The sequence below is a fragment of the Betaproteobacteria bacterium genome, assembly GCA_009377585.1.
GTDB lineage: Bacteria > Pseudomonadota > Gammaproteobacteria > Burkholderiales > WYBJ01 > WYBJ01.
The window spans coordinates 1-17,752 of the sequence record WHTS01000050.1; the positions used below are offsets into that span (position 1 = coordinate 1).

The window sequence follows — 17,752 nt, forward strand, 5'->3', positions numbered from 1 at the left end:
TGTGCTATCGTCTTTCACGCAAAGGCCCCTTCGCTGGCAGTTCGCTTGTCTCGCAACGGCGTTCTACCATGAAGCGGGCCTTTGTCTTACAGGCTTCGTGAATTATTCAGGCTAACGCGTTCTTCCCTGACCTAGTCGATAGCGGGCAGTTCGGCGATCAGGTCAGGCTCCTGCTCGAATTCGTGAAGATTGCGCTTTCGCTTGGCGTGGTAGCAGCGAGTGTCAGCGTATGGAAGTCAAACCGGTCTACACGCGAGACCTATACGGGCACGGTAAGTAATCTCGTTGCGTATCTGCGCAACTACGAACCGGTGAAGAGCGGCATCACAATATATGAGTGCTCCCGTGCTCCGGATGAAATCCCGGAGTCCGGTCTGGCGGGCAAGACAGTGGATGAAGTCACGAAGGAAGCGCAGGACGAGCATTCCGCGCTGGAGCAGGAATTCGAGCGGCAGATCACGGCAGCCGCGCAAGCATAGAAGATCGTCAGGCGGCAGCCTCGTTCTTGGACGCCTGCAATGAGTTCATGTAGGCACGCTGCGCGTGAGCGGCAGCGGAAAAAATCGCAGTCTCGTCATCGTGCAGCACCTTGAGCCAGCTCTCGATGTATGAAGCGTGGTCTTCGCGGGGCTCTAGAGCCAGTTCGAGATCAGCGCAGATGAATGCACTTCCGAGCTCATGCTTCCCTCGCTCTGGCCGCTACGCAACCTATTGCGGACCAACTCCGACCGGGTTGTCATCGTCCGCAGCGGCCGACGAGCAGTCATTGCCGGAGGCGACCATGACGGTCTGGAGTTGGCCGTTAAACTCCATTCGCCGCTCAATCCGGCCCTCGGTCGTTCCAGCTGATCGTCGCCGCCTGATGCTCGCAATCAACTGCCGAGCTGCCGGCGACAGGTAGGACCCTTCCCGATACACCACGCTCACCGGCAGGTGCCACGCGAGCTCCTTTACCGGCAGAACCTACGTCGCGCTTGCGCGCGCGCAGTCGGTGAAGATCACGTTCGCGACGATGGGCACCGACCAGGCTCCTTACTGGAGCGCGCACTTGCAACAGCATGGCCGGCATCAAGGATTCAAGGATGACCGCTTCGGGAAGATCGCGCAGCAGGCGGGGATCAAACCGCAGTGAGCATTCCGTCGAAGATCGGCGATCTGTGATCTACTTGCCGAGGCGTGGCCGCTGCGAGCGGTCCCGCAGCGCAAGAAGCTTCGCCAAGCTGCACGAGTATCATCGCGGTTGAGCGACCGATGTCTGACCGGTTAGTCAGGAGGCGCCGTGACTCTTGCATCCTCCACCGATCCTTTCGGACCCGGGTTCAACGCCGACTGGGAGCGCGCCTGCCGCGACGACGCGGAGCTGGCCAACCTGGGCGCGTGCGCCAGCGTCTGCTTCGCCGTGCAAGCCGGCGCGGCCGTGGCCACGGTGCGGTTCGTGGACGGCAGGCTGGAAGGCATCCGGACCGAAGAGGGCGCCGCCGAGTTCATGCTGCGCGCGCCGGTCGATGGGTGGGAGCGCTTTCTGCAGGCGGTGCCGCCGGCGCCGTATCACCACGTGCTGGCGATGAAGATGCGCGTGCCGGAATTCTCCGTCGCAGGCGACGAGCGGAAGCTGCTGCAGTTCGCGCACCTCGTGCGCCGCTCGCTCGAGCTCGCGCGCTGGGTGGCGAACGGCCGCGCTGCCGCGGCGCTGCGCGCCGAGGGACCGGTGGCCGCCGCGGCCGCCGGCAGCATCGAGCCCATCACCGGGCGCTACGCCTGGATCGAAATCGAGGGACGCGCGCATCGCATCTACTACGAGCAGGCAGGCAGCGGGCGTGACCTGTTGTTCCTGCACACGGCGGGAGCGGACACGCGCCAATACCACCGTTTGATGAACGACGCGCAGCTGCTGCGGGCCTGGCGCATGACGGCGTTCGACCTGCCCTGGCACGGCAAGAGCCTGCCGCCGCAAGAGGGCGTGCCGGGGGAGTGGCGTCTGAACACCGATCGCTATGTCGCATGCATCGTGGCCGTGATCCAGGCGCTGCGGCTCGAGCGCCCGGTGCTGCTGGGCTCGTCCATGGGCGGGCAGATCTGCCTGGAGATGGCGCTTCGTCACGGCGACGCGCTCGGCGGCGTGATCGCCTGCGAGGCGTGCGACCGGATCACCGGGCGCGCGGTGTCCTTCGCCAAGCATGCGCTCTACAACCAGGCGCTCGCGGTGCCCGAATGGATTTACGGCCTGATGTCGCCCACCACGCCGCGCGCGCGGGCGACCGAGATCTGGTGGGCGTACTCGCAGGGCGGCTACGGCGTGTTCCACGGCGACATCGCCTTCTACGCTCACGACTGGGACGCGCGCGAGCGCGTGCAGCGCATCGATACGCGCCGCTGCCCGGTGATCATGCTGACCGGCGAGTACGACTTCTCGTGCACGCCGGAAGCATCCCGCGCCACCGCCGCCAAGATCGCCGGCGCCGAGTTCCGCATGATGAAGGGCTTGGGTCATTTCCCGATGACGGAGAATCCGGAGACGTTTCTCGAGTACCTGCGGCCCGCGCTGGCGCGCCTGTACGCGCGCGCGGAGAACTGCGAGTGAGCACGCGCGAAGAGTTGCGCCGGCAGGGCGAAGCGATGCGCGCCCGTTTGTTCGCACCGGGCAGCGCCGGCACTCAGGCCGATGATGCGGCGACCGGCTTGCGCGATTTCCTGACCGAGACCGAGTTCGGCATTGTGTGGTGCCGCCCGGGGCTCGCGCTTTCCGATCGCATGGTCTGCACGCTGGCCGCGTTGGGCTGCGTGCAGCGGCCGGCGGCGCTGCGCCGCTACGTCGGCGCGGCACTGAACATCGGCCTCGATGCCCGTGTGATCCAGGAAGTGCTGATCCAGATCGGCATCTATGCCGGCTTCACGGCGTCCGAGGAAGCCCTCGAAACCGCGGCGGCCGTGTTCGCCGAGCGCGGGATCGAGGCGCCCGCGCAGGAAGCGCGCGCCGATTCCCTGGAGACGCTTTCCGCGCGCGGTCGCGAGCTGCTGCTGGCGTTGCACCGCGAGGGCGGCGACAAGGGTTACGCCGCGCCGGACAACTCCGTCACCGGCGCGCTTTATCCGGTCGCCATCCAGTACGGCTACGGCGAGATCTGGTTCCGACCCGGGCTCGAGCGGCGCAGCCGCGTGCTGTGCTCGGTCGCCGCCTTCACCGCGCTGCGCCTGGAAGCCCAGACCCGCAAGTTCGGCCAGGCCGCACTGAACCTCGGCGTAACGCGCACCGAGGTCATCGAGGCGGTGATCCAGACCGCGCCGTTCAGCGGATTCGCGCCGGCGCTCAATGCGCTGGCCGTTCTGAGCGAGGTGCTGCGCGCGGGGTGACATCGACCGAGCCGATCGATTGGAGAGTCCCTGAGCGACGCGGGCAAGGAAGGGCGTGGCAGATGGTGGACTGTCCTGCGCGTGGATCCACGATGCTTGTTGTAAGCTAAGCCCTTTGTGTCGAGGTCCGATGGTGTTCCTGTCTCGCTCGCGCGCCAACGTTTCTGCGTTCATCGTCGCCGTCTGTGCCGCGGCCATTCCCGCCAGCGCATATTCGCAAGCTGCCGCTACGCCGTATCCCACCAAACCGGTGCGCGTCATCGTGCCTTTCCCGCCGGGCTCCGGAATCGATCTCGTCACCCGCATCGTCGTTCCCCGGCTGGGGGAATCGCTGGGCCAGTCGTTCGTGATCGACAACCGCGGCGGCGCGGGCGGGATCGTGGGCACCGAGTCCGCGGTGCGCCAGCCCGCCGACGGCTATACGCTGTACGTCGGCGGGTCGTCGCTGGTCGTCACGCCCCTGACGACCAAGGTGTCCTACAGCTATCGCGACTTCGCGCCGATCTCGCGCCTCGCCTCGGTGCCCTTCGTCCTGATCGTGCATCCGACCATGCCGGTGAAGTCGTTGCGGGATCTCATTGCGCTTGCGCGCAGCAAGCCCGGCGTCATCAACTACGCCTCGACGGGCAACTGGACCACGCCGCATCTGACCGCGGAACAGTTCCGCCAGCTGGCGAAAGTCGACATTACGCACGTGCCGTACAAGGGAAGCGCGCCGGCCCTGACCGACCTGCTCGGTGGACACGTCGACATGTTTTTCTGCAACATGCTATCGGCAACGCCGCACGTCGTGAGCGGAAGGCTGCGCGCGCTGGCCGTGACCAGCCTGCAACGCTCGCCGGTCGCGCCGCAGGTGCCGACGATGTCCGAGTCCGGATTTCCGAATTTCGAATCCGTGACCTGGTTCGGGCTCATGGCTCCGGCGGGCGTACCGGAGCCGATGGTATCGAAGCTGTTCGCCGAATCGATCAAAGCGCTGCACCGCCCCGACGTGCAGAAGGAGCTCGCGCGCCAGGGCGCCACACCGATGATCGATAACGGGCCCGGCGACATGACCGATTACATCAAGCTTCTGACGGAAAAATACAGCAAGCTGATCAAGTCGTTGGGGGTCAAAACGCCGTAGCCGGCAGAGGAGGGCAAGATGGCATTCGGAGCGACATTGGCGCAGTACGTAACGAGCGTGACGCTCGACAAGGTCCCGCAGCGGGACATCGAGGTCGCGAAGCTCGCCATTCTCGATCAGATCGGGGTCGCGCTGGCCGGCGTGGGCGAAGCGCCCGGGGTCAAGGTGCAGGCCCTGGTGGATCGGGTCGCGGGCAACGAGGCGAGCGTGCTCGGGTCGCCGCGCAAAACGTCCACGTGGCTTGCGGCATTGGTCAACGGCACGCTGGGCCATACGCTCGACTTCGACGACTGCTCGAGCTTCGGCCACCCGAGCGTGGTGCTGGTGCCGGCCATGCTCGCCAGCGGCGAGACGCGGGAGCGCAGCGGGCGCGAGCTGCTGGAAGCGTACATCGCGGGCTACGAGGTCGGGGAAGCGCTGTCGCGTATCGTGCCCCGGCGCGCGGATCAGTTTCACGGCCTGCACAGCACGGCGCTGTTCGGTCCGCTCACGTCTGCTACCGTCTCCGGCAAGCTGTTGCGTCTCGACGAATCGCAGCAGCGTCATGCCTGGGGCATCGCGTCCTCGCAGTCCGGCGGCATCACGGGAAACTTCGGCACCCACACCAAGCCCTTGCACGGCGGCATCGCCTCCCAGGCAGGCGTCATGGCGGCCGAGCTGGCCGCGAGCGGTTTCGAAGCCAACCTGGACGCGATCGACGGGCCGCTGGGGTACATCGACAGTGTCGTTGCGGCCGGGCGCATGGAAGGCGTGGACGTGAACAAGGCAACCGCGGGCCTCGCACAGTGGCATATCGCCGACACCTGGCGGCTGAAGAAGTACCCGTGCGGTTACATCGCCCAGGGCGCCATCGATGCCGCGCTGCAGTTTCGCGAGCAGACCGGCCTGCAGCTCGACAACCTGACCTCGGTCGAGATCCGCGTGCCGCACCTGCAGCCGTACTTCCGCGTTCGCCCCACCGGCGAGTTCTCGGGCAAGTTCGGCTACGAGTACCCCGTTGCCAGCGCGATCCTCGACGGTAGGGTGATCAAGAGCACGTTCTCCGACCAGGCGTTCAGGCGCCCCGATATCCAGGGTCACCTCGGCAAGTTCAGGACGCTCGAGGATCCGGCGGCGACCGACGGGCCGCTCGGCGTGCTGGTGATCGAGGCGCAGGGAAAGACGATCCGGCAACCGATCGAGATTCCGCTCGGCGACCACAGGCGGCCGGCGCCGCCGTCGCAGGTGGTGGAGAAGTACATTCGCAACGCGCAGGAAGTGGTCGGTCCGGAGGTGGCCGGAAAGAGCGCACGGATGCTGCAGAGTATCGAGACGCTGCCGAGCATCCGGCCCGTGCTCGACATGCTCGCCAAGCGGGCGTGAGCGTGTCCCGGCGAATCGGCTGGAGCAAGCGATTCGCCGAATGGTCCGACTGAGTTTGGTCGACTATGTCCTGAGTCAGAAGCTCGTCACCCCCGCGAACGCGGGGGTCCAGGCGGAGCCTGGCTCTGGATTCCCGCTTGCGCGGGAATGACGATGACTATGAACTTGCGATTCACCACGCGAGCCAGTCTTCAGCGGGAAGGGCAGTCACACAGTAATTTGGCACGATCAGGCGTCTGGAACAGGAACAGGCAGTCACACGGTACGTTATGACGACCGGACAATCCGAAGCAGGCAAGAGCAGTCACACAGTAATCGAGTCGAGGAGATACACGATGTTTCACCCGCGCTTCAAGTTTCGCTTTGCCGCAATCGTTGGATTCGCGCTCTGCGCCAGCGCAGCGCATGCGGCCCAGACCTATCCATCGAAACCCGGCCGCCTGATCCTGCCGTTCGGCGCCGGCGGCTCCACCGATATCGTCGGGCGCATCTTCGCGCACCGCTTCAGCGAAGCCTGGGGACAAACGCTGGTGGTCGACAATCGGCCCGGAGCGGGCGGCATCCTCGGCACCGACATCGCGTCCAACTCGGCGCCCGACGGCTACACGATATTGACCTACGGCATCAATCAGGCGATCACCCCGCAACTCTACAAGAAGCTCCCCTACGATCCGCGGCGCGACTTCGTTCCGATCTCGCTCTACGCTACGATGCCCAACATCCTGTGCATCAACCCGTCCTTGCCGGTGAAATCCGTCGGCGACTTCGTCAAGCTGGCCAAGGCGAGCCCCGGCAAATACAAGTATGCGTCCTCGGGCATCGGCGCTTCTCCGCACCTCACCATGGAGTTTTTCAAGTCGGTGGCCGGCATCGACCTCATTCACATCCCGTACAAGGTCTCGTCGCAGGGCTACACCGACACGATCTCGGGACAGGTCCAGGCGTTCTTTTTCAACCTGCCGGGGCCGCTGCCTCACGTCAAGTCGGGCAAGCTGCGCGCGCTCGCGGTGACCTCCGCCAAGCGCGCCGAGCAGGTGCCCGACATCCCGACCATCATGGAATCGGGCATTCCGAATTTCGAGGTGACCGTGTGGCAGGGCTATGTCATGCCCAAGGGTGCTTCCAAGGCCCACCTGGCGAAGGTGCACGAGGCGATGACGCAGGCGCTGTCTTCGCCTGACTTGAAGAAGCGTTTCTTCGATGCCGGCGTGATGGCTGCGCCTACGTCTCCCGAGGAATTCCGGCGCTTCATCGACGCGGAATACGAGAAGTGGAAGAAGGTCGTAGCCGTGTCCGGCGCCAAGCTCGACTAGCGTCGGAGGGATCGAAAGAGAACCCCGTCCGCGACATCATCGCGTCCCGCCCCTTCTTGGCAGAAGGGGAATGCTAGGTTGATCCCCTCCTCTCATGAGGAGGGGTGGCGCGAAGCGCCGGGGGTGAGGCCGGGAATTCGCGGACCATGGTCCGCGCCGGGCGAACGGCATCGGCCTGCATGCCGATGCGCGCCCTGCAAGGGGTGTGGTTCTCGACCTGGCGCGGCAATTCGCTGGCTATTGCATGAGCCCTCAAAGCACCCGATTGAACCAAAGCACCGAGCACAAAGCCGAGATCACCAGCAAGGCCGCGCCGACGGCGACGAAAAAAGCGGTGACCTCGACGGTGCGCGAGCGCGCGATGACCATGCGTGCGCTGAGATTTTCGTAGATGCTCTTCAACTGCTGCGAGGTGGTCGCGGCGTAGTAGTCGCCGTGCGTGGTGATCGCGATTTTCTGCAGGGCTTCTTCGTCGAGGCGCACGCGCATCGACCAGCCGTTGAACCCGAGCGTGATCCCATCCTTGCTGCCGATGCCGATGGTATAGATGCGAACGCCGTGGTCGGCGGCGAACTGGGCGGCCTCCTGCGGGTCGGGGCCGTGGTTGCTCTCGCCGTCGGTCAATAGCACGATGGCGGCCGATCGATTCGACCCGGGGGGCCGCGGTTCTTCCTCGACGAAACCGGACCGGCCCTGCGACAGCTGCTCCAGGTTGATGTTTGCATCGGGCAAGAGTGTGGCGAGCGCGATGTAGATGCCGCTGCCGAGCGCGGTGCCGCGCTGCAGCTGCAGCCGCTCGATCGCCTGCATCAGCTCCTCGCGATTGTCGGTGAGCGACTGTACCAGCGAGGCGCTGCCGGCGACCGCGACGATGCCGATGCGCGAGTTCGACGGCTGGCTCTCGATGAACGCCCGGGCCGCGTTCTGCGCGGCCGCCAGGCGGTTGGCCTTCACGTCGGTTGCGCGCATGCTGCCCGAGATGTCGATCGCAAGAATGACGTCCCGGTGCCGCGACGGCAAAATCACGTCCGCCTGCGGGCGAGCGACCGAGGCGACCAACGCCACCAGGCCGATGAAGAACATCAACGGCGGGAGCGCGCGGCGAACCCGGGCGGCGCTGCTGCTCGTGTCGAACAGCGTCGACAGGCCCGCGAGCCCGGCGCGGGCGCGCTTCTGGCGCGCGCCAAGCCGCAGGTAGACCAGGAGGAGAATCGGCAGCGGAGCCAGCAGCCATAGCATGCGCGGCCACAGCACGGTGATCTGTCCGAGCTCTTCGAACAAGCTCATTCGATCAGCTCCGCCCGGATGCCGCCGCCCGCGAGCTGCGCTCTGCGCTTGCGCAGGCGCGCGAAGCGCAGCAGCGTCTGCACCAGGTCGTCGTCGGTGGCGAGCTCGATGCAGTCGGCTCCGGCGATCGCCAATGCGTCGCGCAACTGCGTCTCGCGCTCGCCGGCGAGCTGCGCGAAGCGGCTGCGAAAGGCGGCATCGTGCGTATCCACGAACAGCTGCTGGCCCGTCTCCGCATCCTCCATGATGACCAGCCCCAGATCGGGCAATTCCATTTCCAGTGCGTCGTAGAGCCGCACCGCCAGCACGTCGTGGCGCTGCCCGAGGATCGAGAGCGCGCGCGCCCAGCCGGGATCGCTGATGAAATCCGACACCACGACCACGAGCGAGCGGCGCTTGATCACCTGCAAGGCACGCTCCAGCAGATCGCCCAGCCGCGTCGCCTGGCCGCGCTTCGGCTGCTTGCCGGTGGCCTGCAGCCGATCGATCAGATGCAGCACGTGCGCTCGGCCGGCGCGCGCGGGCAGCACGATCTCGACCCGATCGGTATAGAGCAGCGCGCCGACGCGATTGCCGAAGCGGGTGAGCAGGCGCGCGATCAGCGCAACGAAGCTCACCGCCATGGTGCGCTTGGTGGTGGTACCCGCACCGAAATCGACCGAGCGGCTCAAGTCCACCAGGAACCAGGCGGTGACCTCCCGGTCCTCATTGAATTCGCGCACGTGCGGTACTTGCAGGCGCGCCGTCGCGTTCCAGTCGATGGTGCGCGCATCGTCGCCGAAGCGATACTCGCGCACGTCGGCGAGGTCGATGCCGAAGCCCCGGAACAGGGTCAGGTAATTGCCCTGCAGCACGCCGTCGAGCCGCCGCAGCACCGTCCATTCCAGTCGGCGCAGCACGCTTTCCGCGTCCGCCGATTGACGCGCCGCGTCCGCGGATTGGCGTGCCGGGTCCGGCGTGGTCTGCGCCGGCGCGACCAGCTTCAGATCAGGCTTTGGTCGCGACTTGAACATGGCTCTCGAGCGGCTGCTCCGGCCGCGGCACCGCCTGCATGACCCGCGTGACCAGGGCATCCGCGCTCTGGCCGTCGGACAGCGCCTCGTAGGAGAGCACCAGCCGGTGACGCAGGACGTCGGGGACGATATCGGCCACGTCCTGCGACAGCACGTATTGCCGCCCGCGCAGGAAGGCGAGCGCGCGGGCACCTTCGATGAGCCAGATCGTCGCCCGCGGGCTCGCGCCGAAGGTGATGTAGCGGGCAGCCTCGCGCAGGCCATAGCGCTCGCAGCGCCGGGTGGCCGATACCAGCTTCACCGCATACTGGACCAGCGCCGGATCCACGTAGACCTTGCGGCACTCGTTCTGCAGCGCGGCGAGCTGCTCGGTCGTCGCTACCATGCCGACCGCGGCGGCGCTGCCCGTCACGCGCTCGACGATGACGAACTCTTCCTCCTCGGTCGGGTAGTCGACCAGCACCTTCATCATGAAGCGGTCCACCTGGGCCTCGGGCAGGGGGTAGGTGCCTTCGGTCTCGATCGGGTTCTGCGTGGCCATCACCAGAAAGGGAGCGGGAACGCGATGGGTTTCGCCGGCGATCGTGACCTGGCGCTCCTGCATGACCTCGAGCAGCGCGCTCTGCACCTTGGCCGGCGCGCGATTGATCTCGTCGGCGAGCAGCAGGTTGGTGAACACCGGCCCGAGCGAGGTGGTGAAATCCCCGGTCTTCTGGTTGTAGATGCGCGTTCCGACCAGGTCGGCGGGCAGCAGGTCGGGGGTGAACTGGATACGCTTGAACGATCCGCCGATGGTGCGGGCGAGGGTCTTGATCGTCAGCGTCTTGGCCAATCCCGGCACGCCCTCGACCAGCAAGTGGCCCTGCGCCAGCATGGCGATCAGCACGCGCTCCAGGAAATGATCCTGTCCTACCACGACGCGCTTGATTTCGAACAGGATCCGCTCCATCAAATCGCGGACGTCGGTGCTCGGAACGTTGCTCATGGAGGTTGCTCCAGGTTTCAGAAGGGATGCATGCCGGCGGCGCGGCCCGCCACGGCGATGGTGACGGCGAATCCGATGCCGATGAAGGTGCCGGTGTCCGCGGGATTGAGGATGGCGGTGACGATGCCGACGACGTCGCCTTGCATGGTCACCAGCGGCCCGCCCGAGCTGCCGGGATTGGCCGCCGCGTCGAACTGAATGAGCCGGGTGAGCACGCGTTCGCCTTCGGGCGAACGGAACTCGCGGTTCAGACCGGAAACCACGCCTGCCGACACCGAGGGGCCGATGCCGAAGGGAAATCCGACCGCCACCACGTCGTCGCCGGGTTTGAGGCGCGCGGCCGAGCCCAGCGTCGCGGCCGGCAGATCATCCGGTATGGTTTGCGCCTTGATGACCGCCAGGTCGTTCTCCGGGTGCACGCTGACCAGCTCGGCCTGCGATTCCGCGCCGTCGTGAAAAGTCACCATGATCCGCTTGGCGCCGTAGACCACGTGCAGGTTGGTGAGGATGGTGCCGTCGTCCACGATCACGACGCCCGATCCGACCGAAATCTCTTCCAACCCGTCGGCAGAAGCCTTGTCCTTGGCGGCCTCCTTGTCCGGGGCGGCCTGTTCGGGTTTGCGTTCCGGACGTTTGGGATTGCCCTTTCCCTTGGCCTTGGTTTTGGGCGGCGCGGGCTCGGCGAAACCCCGCACGCGCACCAGGGACGGGCGCACCATGTCGGCTGCCTTGGCGGCGCGCGCCGGCAGGGTTTTGGTCTCCAGCGTGTGCAGCACGGAGGCGTCGATGTCCTCCTGCGTGAGGACCCGGGGGAAAGGCTGCGACCCGATGTAAGCCGCCGCGATCAGCAGTGCGAAGGCCGCGCCGGCGAGGAAGCGCAACAATCCGGCATGGCGCTTGCCCAGGGCGCGAATGCGCGACCAGCGAGGGGTGGGCGGCGCTTCCTGGACGTCGTCCGGCTCTTGCCGCGGAGTCTCTGGCGGCGGAGCGTCTGGTCGCGGGGTGTCTGCTCCGGCACCGGAATTGCGTCTCGAACCGCTGTAAAGCACCTGCCGCCTCATCCGGGAGCCCTCACGACCGCGTGTGCCGGCATGCGCAAGGTAGCACGCTTGTAGGTAAGCGGAAAAGTCAACATAGCACGGGTTCGCAGACGTGGCATGCTATCGCGACGCGTGTATATTGTTTGTCGGAAGCCGGTTGCTGGCCGGCGCCTCGGCGCGAGAAAGGTGCCCGGCGCTTTTTCGAGACCAGGAAGTAAAAAGGGGCCAAGCCCCTTGTGGAAGTAAGGGGCCAAGCCCCTTGTGCGCAGCGAGCCGGAGCCACGGCGCGAGCGAGGAAGCGCGATGCGGTTCTTGTGGTCGGATCTGCTTTGGTTGCTGCTCGGCGTTCCGCTGCTGATCGGCGCTTACGTCTATGCGCTCAAGCGGCGGAAAAAAGCGGCCCTGCGCTATGCGAGCCTCATGCTCGTGCGCGACGCGGTCGGGCCCGGCCAGTGGCTGCGCCGTCACCTCCCGGCGATCCTGCTCGTGTTCGCGCTTACCAGCGCGCTGTTCGGGATGGCGCGGCCGGTCGCGGTCGTGACCTTGCCGAACGAGCACCAGACCATCGTGCTCGCCATGGATGTCTCGCGCAGCATGCGCGCGCCGGACATCCCGCCGACGCGCCTGGGGGCTGCGCAAAACGCGGTGAGGGATTTCGTGCGCGATCTTCCGCCCAACGTGCGGGTGGGTATCGTCACTTTTGCCGGTACGGCGGCGGTCGTGCAGACGCCGACCCAGAACCGCGAAGACCTGCTCGCGGCGGTCGATCGCTTCCAGCTGCAGCGCCAGACCGCCATCGGCAGCGGCCTGCTGATGGCGTTGGCGTTGCTGCTGCCCGATTCAGGCGTCGATCTGGAGGAAGACCTTTTCGACAGCAATTTCTCCCGGCGCTCGGGCGCTGCGCCCCTCGGAGGCGACGCCAAGCCGGTGCAAAAGGAATTCAAGCCGGTGCCGCCGAGCTCCTATACGGCGGGGGCGATCGTGCTCCTGAGCGACGGGCGGCGCACCACCGGCCCCGATCCGCTGAAAGCCGCCAAGATGGCCGCCGATCGCGGTGTGCGCGTGCATACCATCGGCTTCGGCACCACCGCCGGCGGACCGGTGGATTTCGAGGGCATGTCGATCTTCATGCGCTTCGATGAGGAGACGCTGAAGGCGATTGCCGCCATCACCGAAGGCGCGTATTCGCATGCGGGCAGCGCGGCCCACCTGCACAGGGTCTACAAGGACCTGACCACGAAGATGGTGCTGGAGCGCAGGGAGACAGAGCTCACGGCGTTCTTCGGCGCCATGGCGGCATTGTTTGCGCTTTTCGCCGCCACCCTGTCCCTGCTCTGGTTTCACCGCACGGCCTGAATGCTGCGTCGTCAATAGCCGCTATCGCTTCGGAATCTTCGCCTGCGCCACGACCTTGGCCCACTTGGCGCTCTCGGCGCGCATGAACTCGCCGAACTGCTCGGGCGTTTCGCTCCAATGCGCTTCGGCCCCGTCGACGAGGAAGCGCTGCTGGATTTCCTTCTCCCGGGTGACGCGCGTGATGTCGCGGTGCAGGCGCGTGACGATCTCGCGCGGCGTGTTGATCGGGGCGAGGATGCCGAACCATTGCACCGACTCGTAGCCCGGCACGCCGGCCTCCGCGATCGTCGGGATGTCGGGCGCCCCGACCGCGCGCTTGGCGGTGGTGACGCCGTAGGCGCGCAGCCGCCCGTTGCGGACGTGAGGAAGGCCCGCGAGTATGTTGGCCATGGTCAGCGGCACGTGGCCGGCGATCACGTCGCTCAGGCCCGCGTTGCCGCTCTTGTAGGGCACGTGCACGATGCTCGTTCCAGTCAGGTTGAGGAACAGCACCATCGCCATCTGCGGATTGCTCCCGACCGCGCTCGATGCGTATTCGAGCTTGCCGGGGCGCGCCTTGGCGAAGGCGATCAGCTCCTGCACGTTCTTCGGTGGCAGCGACGGATGCGATACCAGCATCTGCGGCACCACCACGACCTGAGTGATGGGCTCGAAATCTTTGAGCGGGTCGAAGGCCATATCCTTGTACACCGATGGCGCGATGATGAGGGTGCTGGGGGTGATGAGCAGCGTGTAGCCGTCGGGGGCCGATTTCGCAACATGACCGGCGCCGATGCGGGTCGCCGCACCGGGGCGGTTCTCGATGACGAGCTGCTGGCCCAGCAGCTCGGAGATGCGCGGCGAGAGGATGCGGGCCGTGGTATCCGTCCCCCCGCTCGGAGACGACGGGACGATCAGCCGCACCGGTTTTTCGGGATACGCAACCTGCGCGTTCGCGCTGCCGACTGTCGTCGCGGCCAGCACCGCGGCGAGCGGAAATTGCACGGATCGCATTGCTACCTCCTCGTATGAGCTCGCTGCTCGTTGTCTTCTTGGCGTGTTGTCGTCATTCCGGCCGGAGCCGGTCCGTTCCTCCGCTACGCTATCGCCGGCGCATCGGCCGCACGCTCCCTGGAGTGCCCGAGGCGTTCGTCCAAGTGCTCACGCGCGTGACCGCGCCGCGGCCAGGCGCGCCTTGAGATAAGGTTTCTCCCCGCCGGCTTCGATCATGGCCCGATACATTTGCGGCAGCGGGCGCGCTTGCAGTGTTCCTCCCGTCGCGACGTTGCGCACGACGAAGCTGTCGGTGTCGAGCTCGATCGTGTCGCCGGTCTCCACCAGCCCCAGAATTCCCGGGCACGCAACCGGCCACAGCGCGCCGCCGGCGCAATTGCTGAAGAACAGCGGCGCGAACGACTCCGCGATCACGGCCGCTATCCCGAGCGCGACGATGGAATAGTGCGCCGGCGTCGAGGAGCCGCAGCCGAAATTGGTTCCGGCGACGATGAAATCGCCTGATTTCGCCTTGGACGAGAATTGCGGATCGAGGCTTTCCATGCAGTACCTGCCCTGCTCCTGCGGCGGCAGGTGGTTGTACATTTGCTTGCGGATGAGCCCCGTGTTGATGTCCTCCTGGGGAAACTTCCAGGCCTTGCCGGTGAGCTTCATGTCGATGCCTCCACGGATGCCGAAACAGTCGCCATTGCCTCCCTTCATGGGCGCGTTCAAAAGTACGCCAGCGGCGACGCGATGCATCCTTCGATTGCGGATGCGGCCACAGTCGCGGGCGAGGCGAGATAGATTTCGCCGCCCGGGCCCATGCGGCCTTCGAAGTTGCGCGTGATCGAGGTGATCGCAACATCGCCCGGGGCGAGGATGCCGCCGTGCAAACCGGGACATGCGCCGCAGTTGGAGCTCGTCACGATCGCGTTCGCCTCGTGCAGCGTCTGGATGTAGCCGGCCGCGGTTGCAGCGATGAGCACTTCGCGCGAGCCCGGCGTCACGATCAGGCGCACGTCCGGATGCACCTTGCGGCCCTTGAGCACCTGCGCGGCCGCTGCGAGATCTTCGAGCCGTCCGCTCGCGCACGAACCGATGTAGGCCTGGTCGACCTTGCGGCCGGCTACCGCGGTCACCGGCTTCACGTTGTCCGGCGCGTGCGGAATCGCGATCTGCGGCTCGATGCCCGAGACGTCGACCTCGTGCACGCCATCGTACGCAAAATCCGGATCGGTCTCGTACACCGTGTAGGGCTTCGTGCCGTGCCGCTCCACCCATGCGCGCGTGATTGCGTCGGGCTGAATGTAGGACGTCACCGCACCCATCTCCGTTCCCATGTTGGCGAAGGTGAAGCGCATGTCCATGGAAAGCTTCTCGATGAAGGGGCCGGCGAACTCGACCGCGTTGTTGTAGGCGCCGCGCTGGCCCAACTTTCCGTTCACGTACAGCGACGCATCGCGTCCCGAAAGGCCGCGGGCGAGCGCGCCGGTCACGCGCACGAGCGTCACCTTGGGCACCTGGATCACGTACCGGCCGATGGCGTAAAGCGTGAGCCGTCCGCCTCCGAGCGAGGTCGCGTACATGCCGATGGCGCCCATGGTGGGCGCATGCGAATCGATCGCGATCGCTGCCATGCCCGGACGCACGATGCCTTGCTCGCACAACACCAGGTGCGAGACGCCCGCGCCGCCGTCGAAGGTGCGGATGCCGTGGGCGCGGAAGAAGTCGCGCCATAGCTTCTGCGATCCGGCGATGGCGACCGTCGGCGCCGGCGAGGCATGGTCGGCTACCGCCACGATCCGGTCCTTCAACGGCAATTCGCGAATGCCGAGCTCTTCCAGGTCGGCCGCCAGGCGCTTCGCCTCGGCGCCGTTGACGCCGACGATGACGCCGAAGACGTCGGGCTCGATCTCGAGGAAATCTCCGGGCGCCACCGATGCTTGCTCGGGTCGGGCGCAGTTCGCCAGGATCTTGTGCAACGCGTGCATGCCGGCCATGATTCCTCCCGTCCCGTCCCGTCCCGTCCCGTCCCGTCTCTGGCATGGCGCCAGTTTAACTAACGCGTGGGTCGTGCGTCCGCGGACGGCGCTCCCAATCGCGCCAGGTTCAACTCGGCCGGCTCACCCAGCCAGGATGCGTGCGTCGTGTGATCCGCCAGCGCATCGCCGGTGGTCGGATGCACCAGGATATCGAGTCCGCCGCGTTGGCGATCGAGCCAGGGAATGAGCCGATCGAACTGAGTCGAGTCGAAGGTGAGCTGGCAGCTCCAGTGCGGATGCGGGCCGACCGGCTTCTCGTGCACGCGTCCCATCGCAACGCCGAACGACGCCGCGGCCTGCGCGCACAGTTCGCGCGCCTGCGCGATGGTGGACGCATCGAAATAGACGTGAGCGTGATAACGCGCGTGCAGATTGCGCGGCCGCGCGACGTCGGCCCGGTTTTGGTTTCGATCGGAGGAATCGCTCGTCGCCATTTCTGCACTCCTGGTGAGGATAAGGGTCAGCGGCGATGCACGGCCACTCGGCTCGCGCTATGATCCCTCAAATTTCGACGCAAGAGTGCATGGGAGCCATCGCGATGGGAGCAACGACCGTACTTTCCGAATTTGCCAGCCGGACGCGCTGCAGCGACATCAGCGCCGAGGCGATTGCAGCGACCAAGCGCCACATTCTCGATTGCACCGGTGTGGGCCTGGCCGCCACTGTGGAGCCGGCGGGGCGCATCGTGCTGGACGTGACGCGCGAACAGGGCGGCACACCGCAGGCGCGCGTGTTCGGCTTCGATAGGCGCACCAGCGCCGTGTCCGCGGCGTGGGCGAACGGCTCCCTGTCGCACCTGCTCGATTTCGACGACACCGGCTTCTCGCACCCCACGGCTTGCATTCTGCCCGCCGCGCTGGCGCTATCCGAAGAAGCGGAAGCGAGCGGCGCGGACCTGGTGGCGGCGGTGTGCATCGGGCTCGAAGTGTTCGAGCGCATGTCGCTGTCGGGACGCAGCCACGAGCCGGAGTTGCGCCGGCGCGGCTTTCACCCGACTTCGCTCTACGGCTGCTCGGCCGCCGCGGCTGCCGCGGGCAGCATCGCCAAGCTCGACCCGGGCCAGATGGCGGTCGCGATCGGGCTCGCCGCGGCCAATGCCGGCGGCCTCACGCAGCACTTCGGCACCTGGGGCAAGGGCATCCACGCCGGCAACTCGGCGCGCGCCGGCGTCACATCGGTGCTGCTCGCGGCGCGCAACTACTTCGCCGATCCGGACGGTCTCGACGGCGACTACGGCTTCTACTCGGCGTTCCACGGCGAGGGCAATTTCGACCTGGGCAAGGTGGGCGAGAAGCTCGGAACGCACTGGTCGATTGTCGATCCCGGTCTGACGGTCAAGCGCTACCCGTGCTGCGGCGGTAATTTGCGCGCGCTGGACGCGGCGCTCGGGCTGATCGAGGAGAACCGCATCCGGTTCGACGACGTGGCCAAGCTCGAGGTCGACGTCCACCCGGACCTGCTCAACACGGTGCGCTTCCACAAGCCGACGCAGGGCTTCCGCGGCAAGTTTTCGCTCGATTACGTGCTGGCGGCGATGCTGCTCGATGCGCGCGTCGATCTCGATTCGTTTGCGGACGAATATTGCAATGCGCCGCGCATGCGCGCCTCGCTCGACAAAGTACAGATCAACACCCATCCCGAGTGGGGCGACGACCAGGCTTCGCGGCGCAAATCGCCGGTGACGATCACGATGAAGGACGGCCGCAACCTCACCAAGATGGTGGAGAAGGTGCGCGGCAGCCCGGGCAATCCCATGACGCGCGACGAGCTGGTGGCGAAGTATCACGGCTGCGCCTCGCGCGTGCTCGAGGGCGAGCGCCTGGAACGCTCGATCATCGCGCTGGAAAACCTGGAGAAGCTCGCGACGGTTGGCGAGTTGATGGATTCGCTGACGGCTTGAGG

General features: G+C 66.3%; 16 protein-coding genes and 1 pseudogene. 8 read left to right on the plus strand and 9 right to left on the minus strand.

What is annotated here, in order from left to right:
- Positions 1 to 182 precede the first annotated feature (182 nt).
- Positions 183 to 479: a hypothetical protein gene (locus GEV05_16295; GenBank protein MPZ44925.1), complete on the plus strand. Its 297-nt coding sequence runs from the start codon at positions 183 to 185 to the stop codon at positions 477 to 479.
- Between the two features lie 7 nt (positions 480 to 486).
- Here the strand turns inward: GEV05_16295 and GEV05_16300 are convergent.
- Positions 487 to 678: pseudogene (locus GEV05_16300) on the minus strand (antirestriction protein).
- Between the two features lie 601 nt (positions 679 to 1,279).
- On the opposite strand from GEV05_16300, the gene GEV05_16305 reads away from it, so the two are divergent.
- The 5 genes from GEV05_16305 to GEV05_16325 all read left to right on the plus strand — a co-directional run bounded on the left by GEV05_16305 (position 1,280) and on the right by GEV05_16325 (position 7,152).
- Positions 1,280 to 2,581, plus strand: coding sequence for an alpha/beta fold hydrolase (locus GEV05_16305; GenBank protein ID MPZ44926.1), 1,302 nt, complete (start codon positions 1,280 to 1,282; stop codon positions 2,579 to 2,581).
- Complete coding sequence (locus GEV05_16310; GenBank protein ID MPZ44927.1) at positions 2,578 to 3,351, plus strand: hypothetical protein; 774 nt, start codon at positions 2,578 to 2,580, stop codon at positions 3,349 to 3,351. Before GEV05_16305 ends, GEV05_16310 begins: the two co-directional genes overlap by 4 nt.
- A gap of 130 nt (positions 3,352 to 3,481) precedes the next feature.
- Positions 3,482 to 4,477: a tripartite tricarboxylate transporter substrate binding protein gene (locus tag GEV05_16315; protein ID MPZ44928.1), complete on the plus strand. Its 996-nt coding sequence runs from the start codon at positions 3,482 to 3,484 to the stop codon at positions 4,475 to 4,477.
- An 18-nt stretch (positions 4,478 to 4,495) separates the two neighbouring features.
- Positions 4,496 to 5,839 (plus strand): hypothetical protein, encoded by a 1,344-nt coding sequence (locus GEV05_16320; protein MPZ44929.1) that lies wholly within the window; start codon positions 4,496 to 4,498, stop codon positions 5,837 to 5,839.
- Between the two features lie 269 nt (positions 5,840 to 6,108).
- The gene (locus GEV05_16325) at positions 6,109 to 7,152 is read left to right on the plus strand and encodes a tripartite tricarboxylate transporter substrate binding protein (GenBank protein MPZ44930.1); all 1,044 of its coding nucleotides are present in this window, start codon (positions 6,109 to 6,111) and stop codon (positions 7,150 to 7,152) included.
- A 252-nt stretch (positions 7,153 to 7,404) separates the two neighbouring features.
- Here the strand turns inward: GEV05_16325 and GEV05_16330 are convergent, their stop codons facing one another.
- The 4 genes from GEV05_16330 to GEV05_16345 are packed head-to-tail and all read right to left on the minus strand — an operon-like array spanning position 7,405 to position 11,498.
- Positions 7,405 to 8,412, minus strand: coding sequence for a VWA domain-containing protein (locus GEV05_16330; GenBank protein MPZ44931.1), 1,008 nt, complete (start codon positions 8,410 to 8,412; stop codon positions 7,405 to 7,407).
- A gap of 23 nt (positions 8,413 to 8,435) precedes the next feature.
- Positions 8,436 to 9,452, minus strand: coding sequence for a DUF58 domain-containing protein (locus GEV05_16335; GenBank protein MPZ44932.1), 1,017 nt, complete (start codon positions 9,450 to 9,452; stop codon positions 8,436 to 8,438).
- Complete coding sequence (locus GEV05_16340) at positions 9,427 to 10,401, minus strand: AAA domain-containing protein (protein ID MPZ44933.1); 975 nt, start codon at positions 10,399 to 10,401, stop codon at positions 9,427 to 9,429. The genes GEV05_16335 and GEV05_16340 overlap by 26 nt, the downstream gene beginning before the upstream one ends.
- Before the next feature lie 53 nt (positions 10,402 to 10,454).
- Positions 10,455 to 11,498 (minus strand): trypsin-like serine protease, encoded by a 1,044-nt coding sequence (locus GEV05_16345; GenBank protein ID MPZ44934.1) that lies wholly within the window; start codon positions 11,496 to 11,498, stop codon positions 10,455 to 10,457.
- Between the two features lie 282 nt (positions 11,499 to 11,780).
- On the opposite strand from GEV05_16345, the gene GEV05_16350 reads away from it, so the two are divergent.
- Entirely contained in the window at positions 11,781 to 12,833 is a 1,053-nt protein-coding gene (locus tag GEV05_16350) for a VWA domain-containing protein (protein MPZ44935.1), read from the plus strand.
- Positions 12,834 to 12,854: 21 nt separating this feature from the next.
- On the opposite strand, the gene GEV05_16355 is transcribed toward GEV05_16350, so the two are convergent.
- From GEV05_16355 to GEV05_16370, 4 genes are all read right to left on the minus strand, one after another.
- Entirely contained in the window at positions 12,855 to 13,826 is a 972-nt protein-coding gene (locus tag GEV05_16355; GenBank protein ID MPZ44936.1) for a tripartite tricarboxylate transporter substrate binding protein, read from the minus strand.
- 147 nt (positions 13,827 to 13,973) lie between these two features.
- Positions 13,974 to 14,567: a 3-isopropylmalate dehydratase small subunit gene (gene leuD / locus GEV05_16360; GenBank protein ID MPZ44937.1), complete on the minus strand. Its 594-nt coding sequence runs from the start codon at positions 14,565 to 14,567 to the stop codon at positions 13,974 to 13,976.
- Entirely contained in the window at positions 14,537 to 15,808 is a 1,272-nt protein-coding gene (locus GEV05_16365; GenBank protein MPZ44938.1) for a homoaconitate hydratase family protein, read from the minus strand. Before GEV05_16365 ends, leuD begins: the two co-directional genes overlap by 31 nt.
- A 59-nt stretch (positions 15,809 to 15,867) precedes the next feature.
- Positions 15,868 to 16,284, minus strand: coding sequence for a 4,5-dioxygenase (locus tag GEV05_16370; protein MPZ44939.1), 417 nt, complete (start codon positions 16,282 to 16,284; stop codon positions 15,868 to 15,870).
- A gap of 35 nt (positions 16,285 to 16,319) precedes the next feature.
- Between GEV05_16370 and GEV05_16375 the strand changes: the two genes are divergently transcribed.
- Positions 16,320 to 17,750: a hypothetical protein gene (locus GEV05_16375; protein MPZ44940.1), complete on the plus strand. Its 1,431-nt coding sequence runs from the start codon at positions 16,320 to 16,322 to the stop codon at positions 17,748 to 17,750.
- The last annotated feature ends 2 nt before the right edge of the window (positions 17,751 to 17,752 follow it).

What these genes read in the sequence shown, in the direction of transcription:
- GEV05_16345 (MPZ44934.1), bottom strand. Translation starts at nt 11,498, where the DNA reads ATGAGGCGGCAGGTGCTTTACAGCGGTTCGAGACGCAATTCCGGTGCC.
- GEV05_16350 (MPZ44935.1), top strand. Translation starts at nt 11,781, where the DNA reads ATGCGGTTCTTGTGGTCGGATCTGCTTTGGTTGCTGCTCGGCGTTCCG.
- GEV05_16340 (MPZ44933.1), bottom strand. Translation starts at nt 10,401, where the DNA reads ATGGAGCGGATCCTGTTCGAAATCAAGCGCGTCGTGGTAGGACAGGAT.
- GEV05_16365 (MPZ44938.1), bottom strand. Translation starts at nt 15,808, where the DNA reads ATGGCCGGCATGCACGCGTTGCACAAGATCCTGGCGAACTGCGCCCGA.
- GEV05_16320 (MPZ44929.1), top strand. Translation starts at nt 4,496, where the DNA reads ATGGCATTCGGAGCGACATTGGCGCAGTACGTAACGAGCGTGACGCTC.
- GEV05_16375 (MPZ44940.1), top strand. Translation starts at nt 16,320, where the DNA reads ATGCACGGCCACTCGGCTCGCGCTATGATCCCTCAAATTTCGACGCAA.
- GEV05_16355 (MPZ44936.1), bottom strand. Translation starts at nt 13,826, where the DNA reads ATGCGATCCGTGCAATTTCCGCTCGCCGCGGTGCTGGCCGCGACGACA.
- GEV05_16335 (MPZ44932.1), bottom strand. Translation starts at nt 9,452, where the DNA reads ATGTTCAAGTCGCGACCAAAGCCTGATCTGAAGCTGGTCGCGCCGGCG.
- GEV05_16325 (MPZ44930.1), top strand. Translation starts at nt 6,109, where the DNA reads ATGACGACCGGACAATCCGAAGCAGGCAAGAGCAGTCACACAGTAATC.
- GEV05_16315 (MPZ44928.1), top strand. Translation starts at nt 3,482, where the DNA reads ATGGTGTTCCTGTCTCGCTCGCGCGCCAACGTTTCTGCGTTCATCGTC.
- GEV05_16370 (MPZ44939.1), bottom strand. Translation starts at nt 16,284, where the DNA reads ATGGCGACGAGCGATTCCTCCGATCGAAACCAAAACCGGGCCGACGTC.
- leuD (MPZ44937.1), bottom strand. Translation starts at nt 14,567, where the DNA reads ATGCATCGCGTCGCCGCTGGCGTACTTTTGAACGCGCCCATGAAGGGA.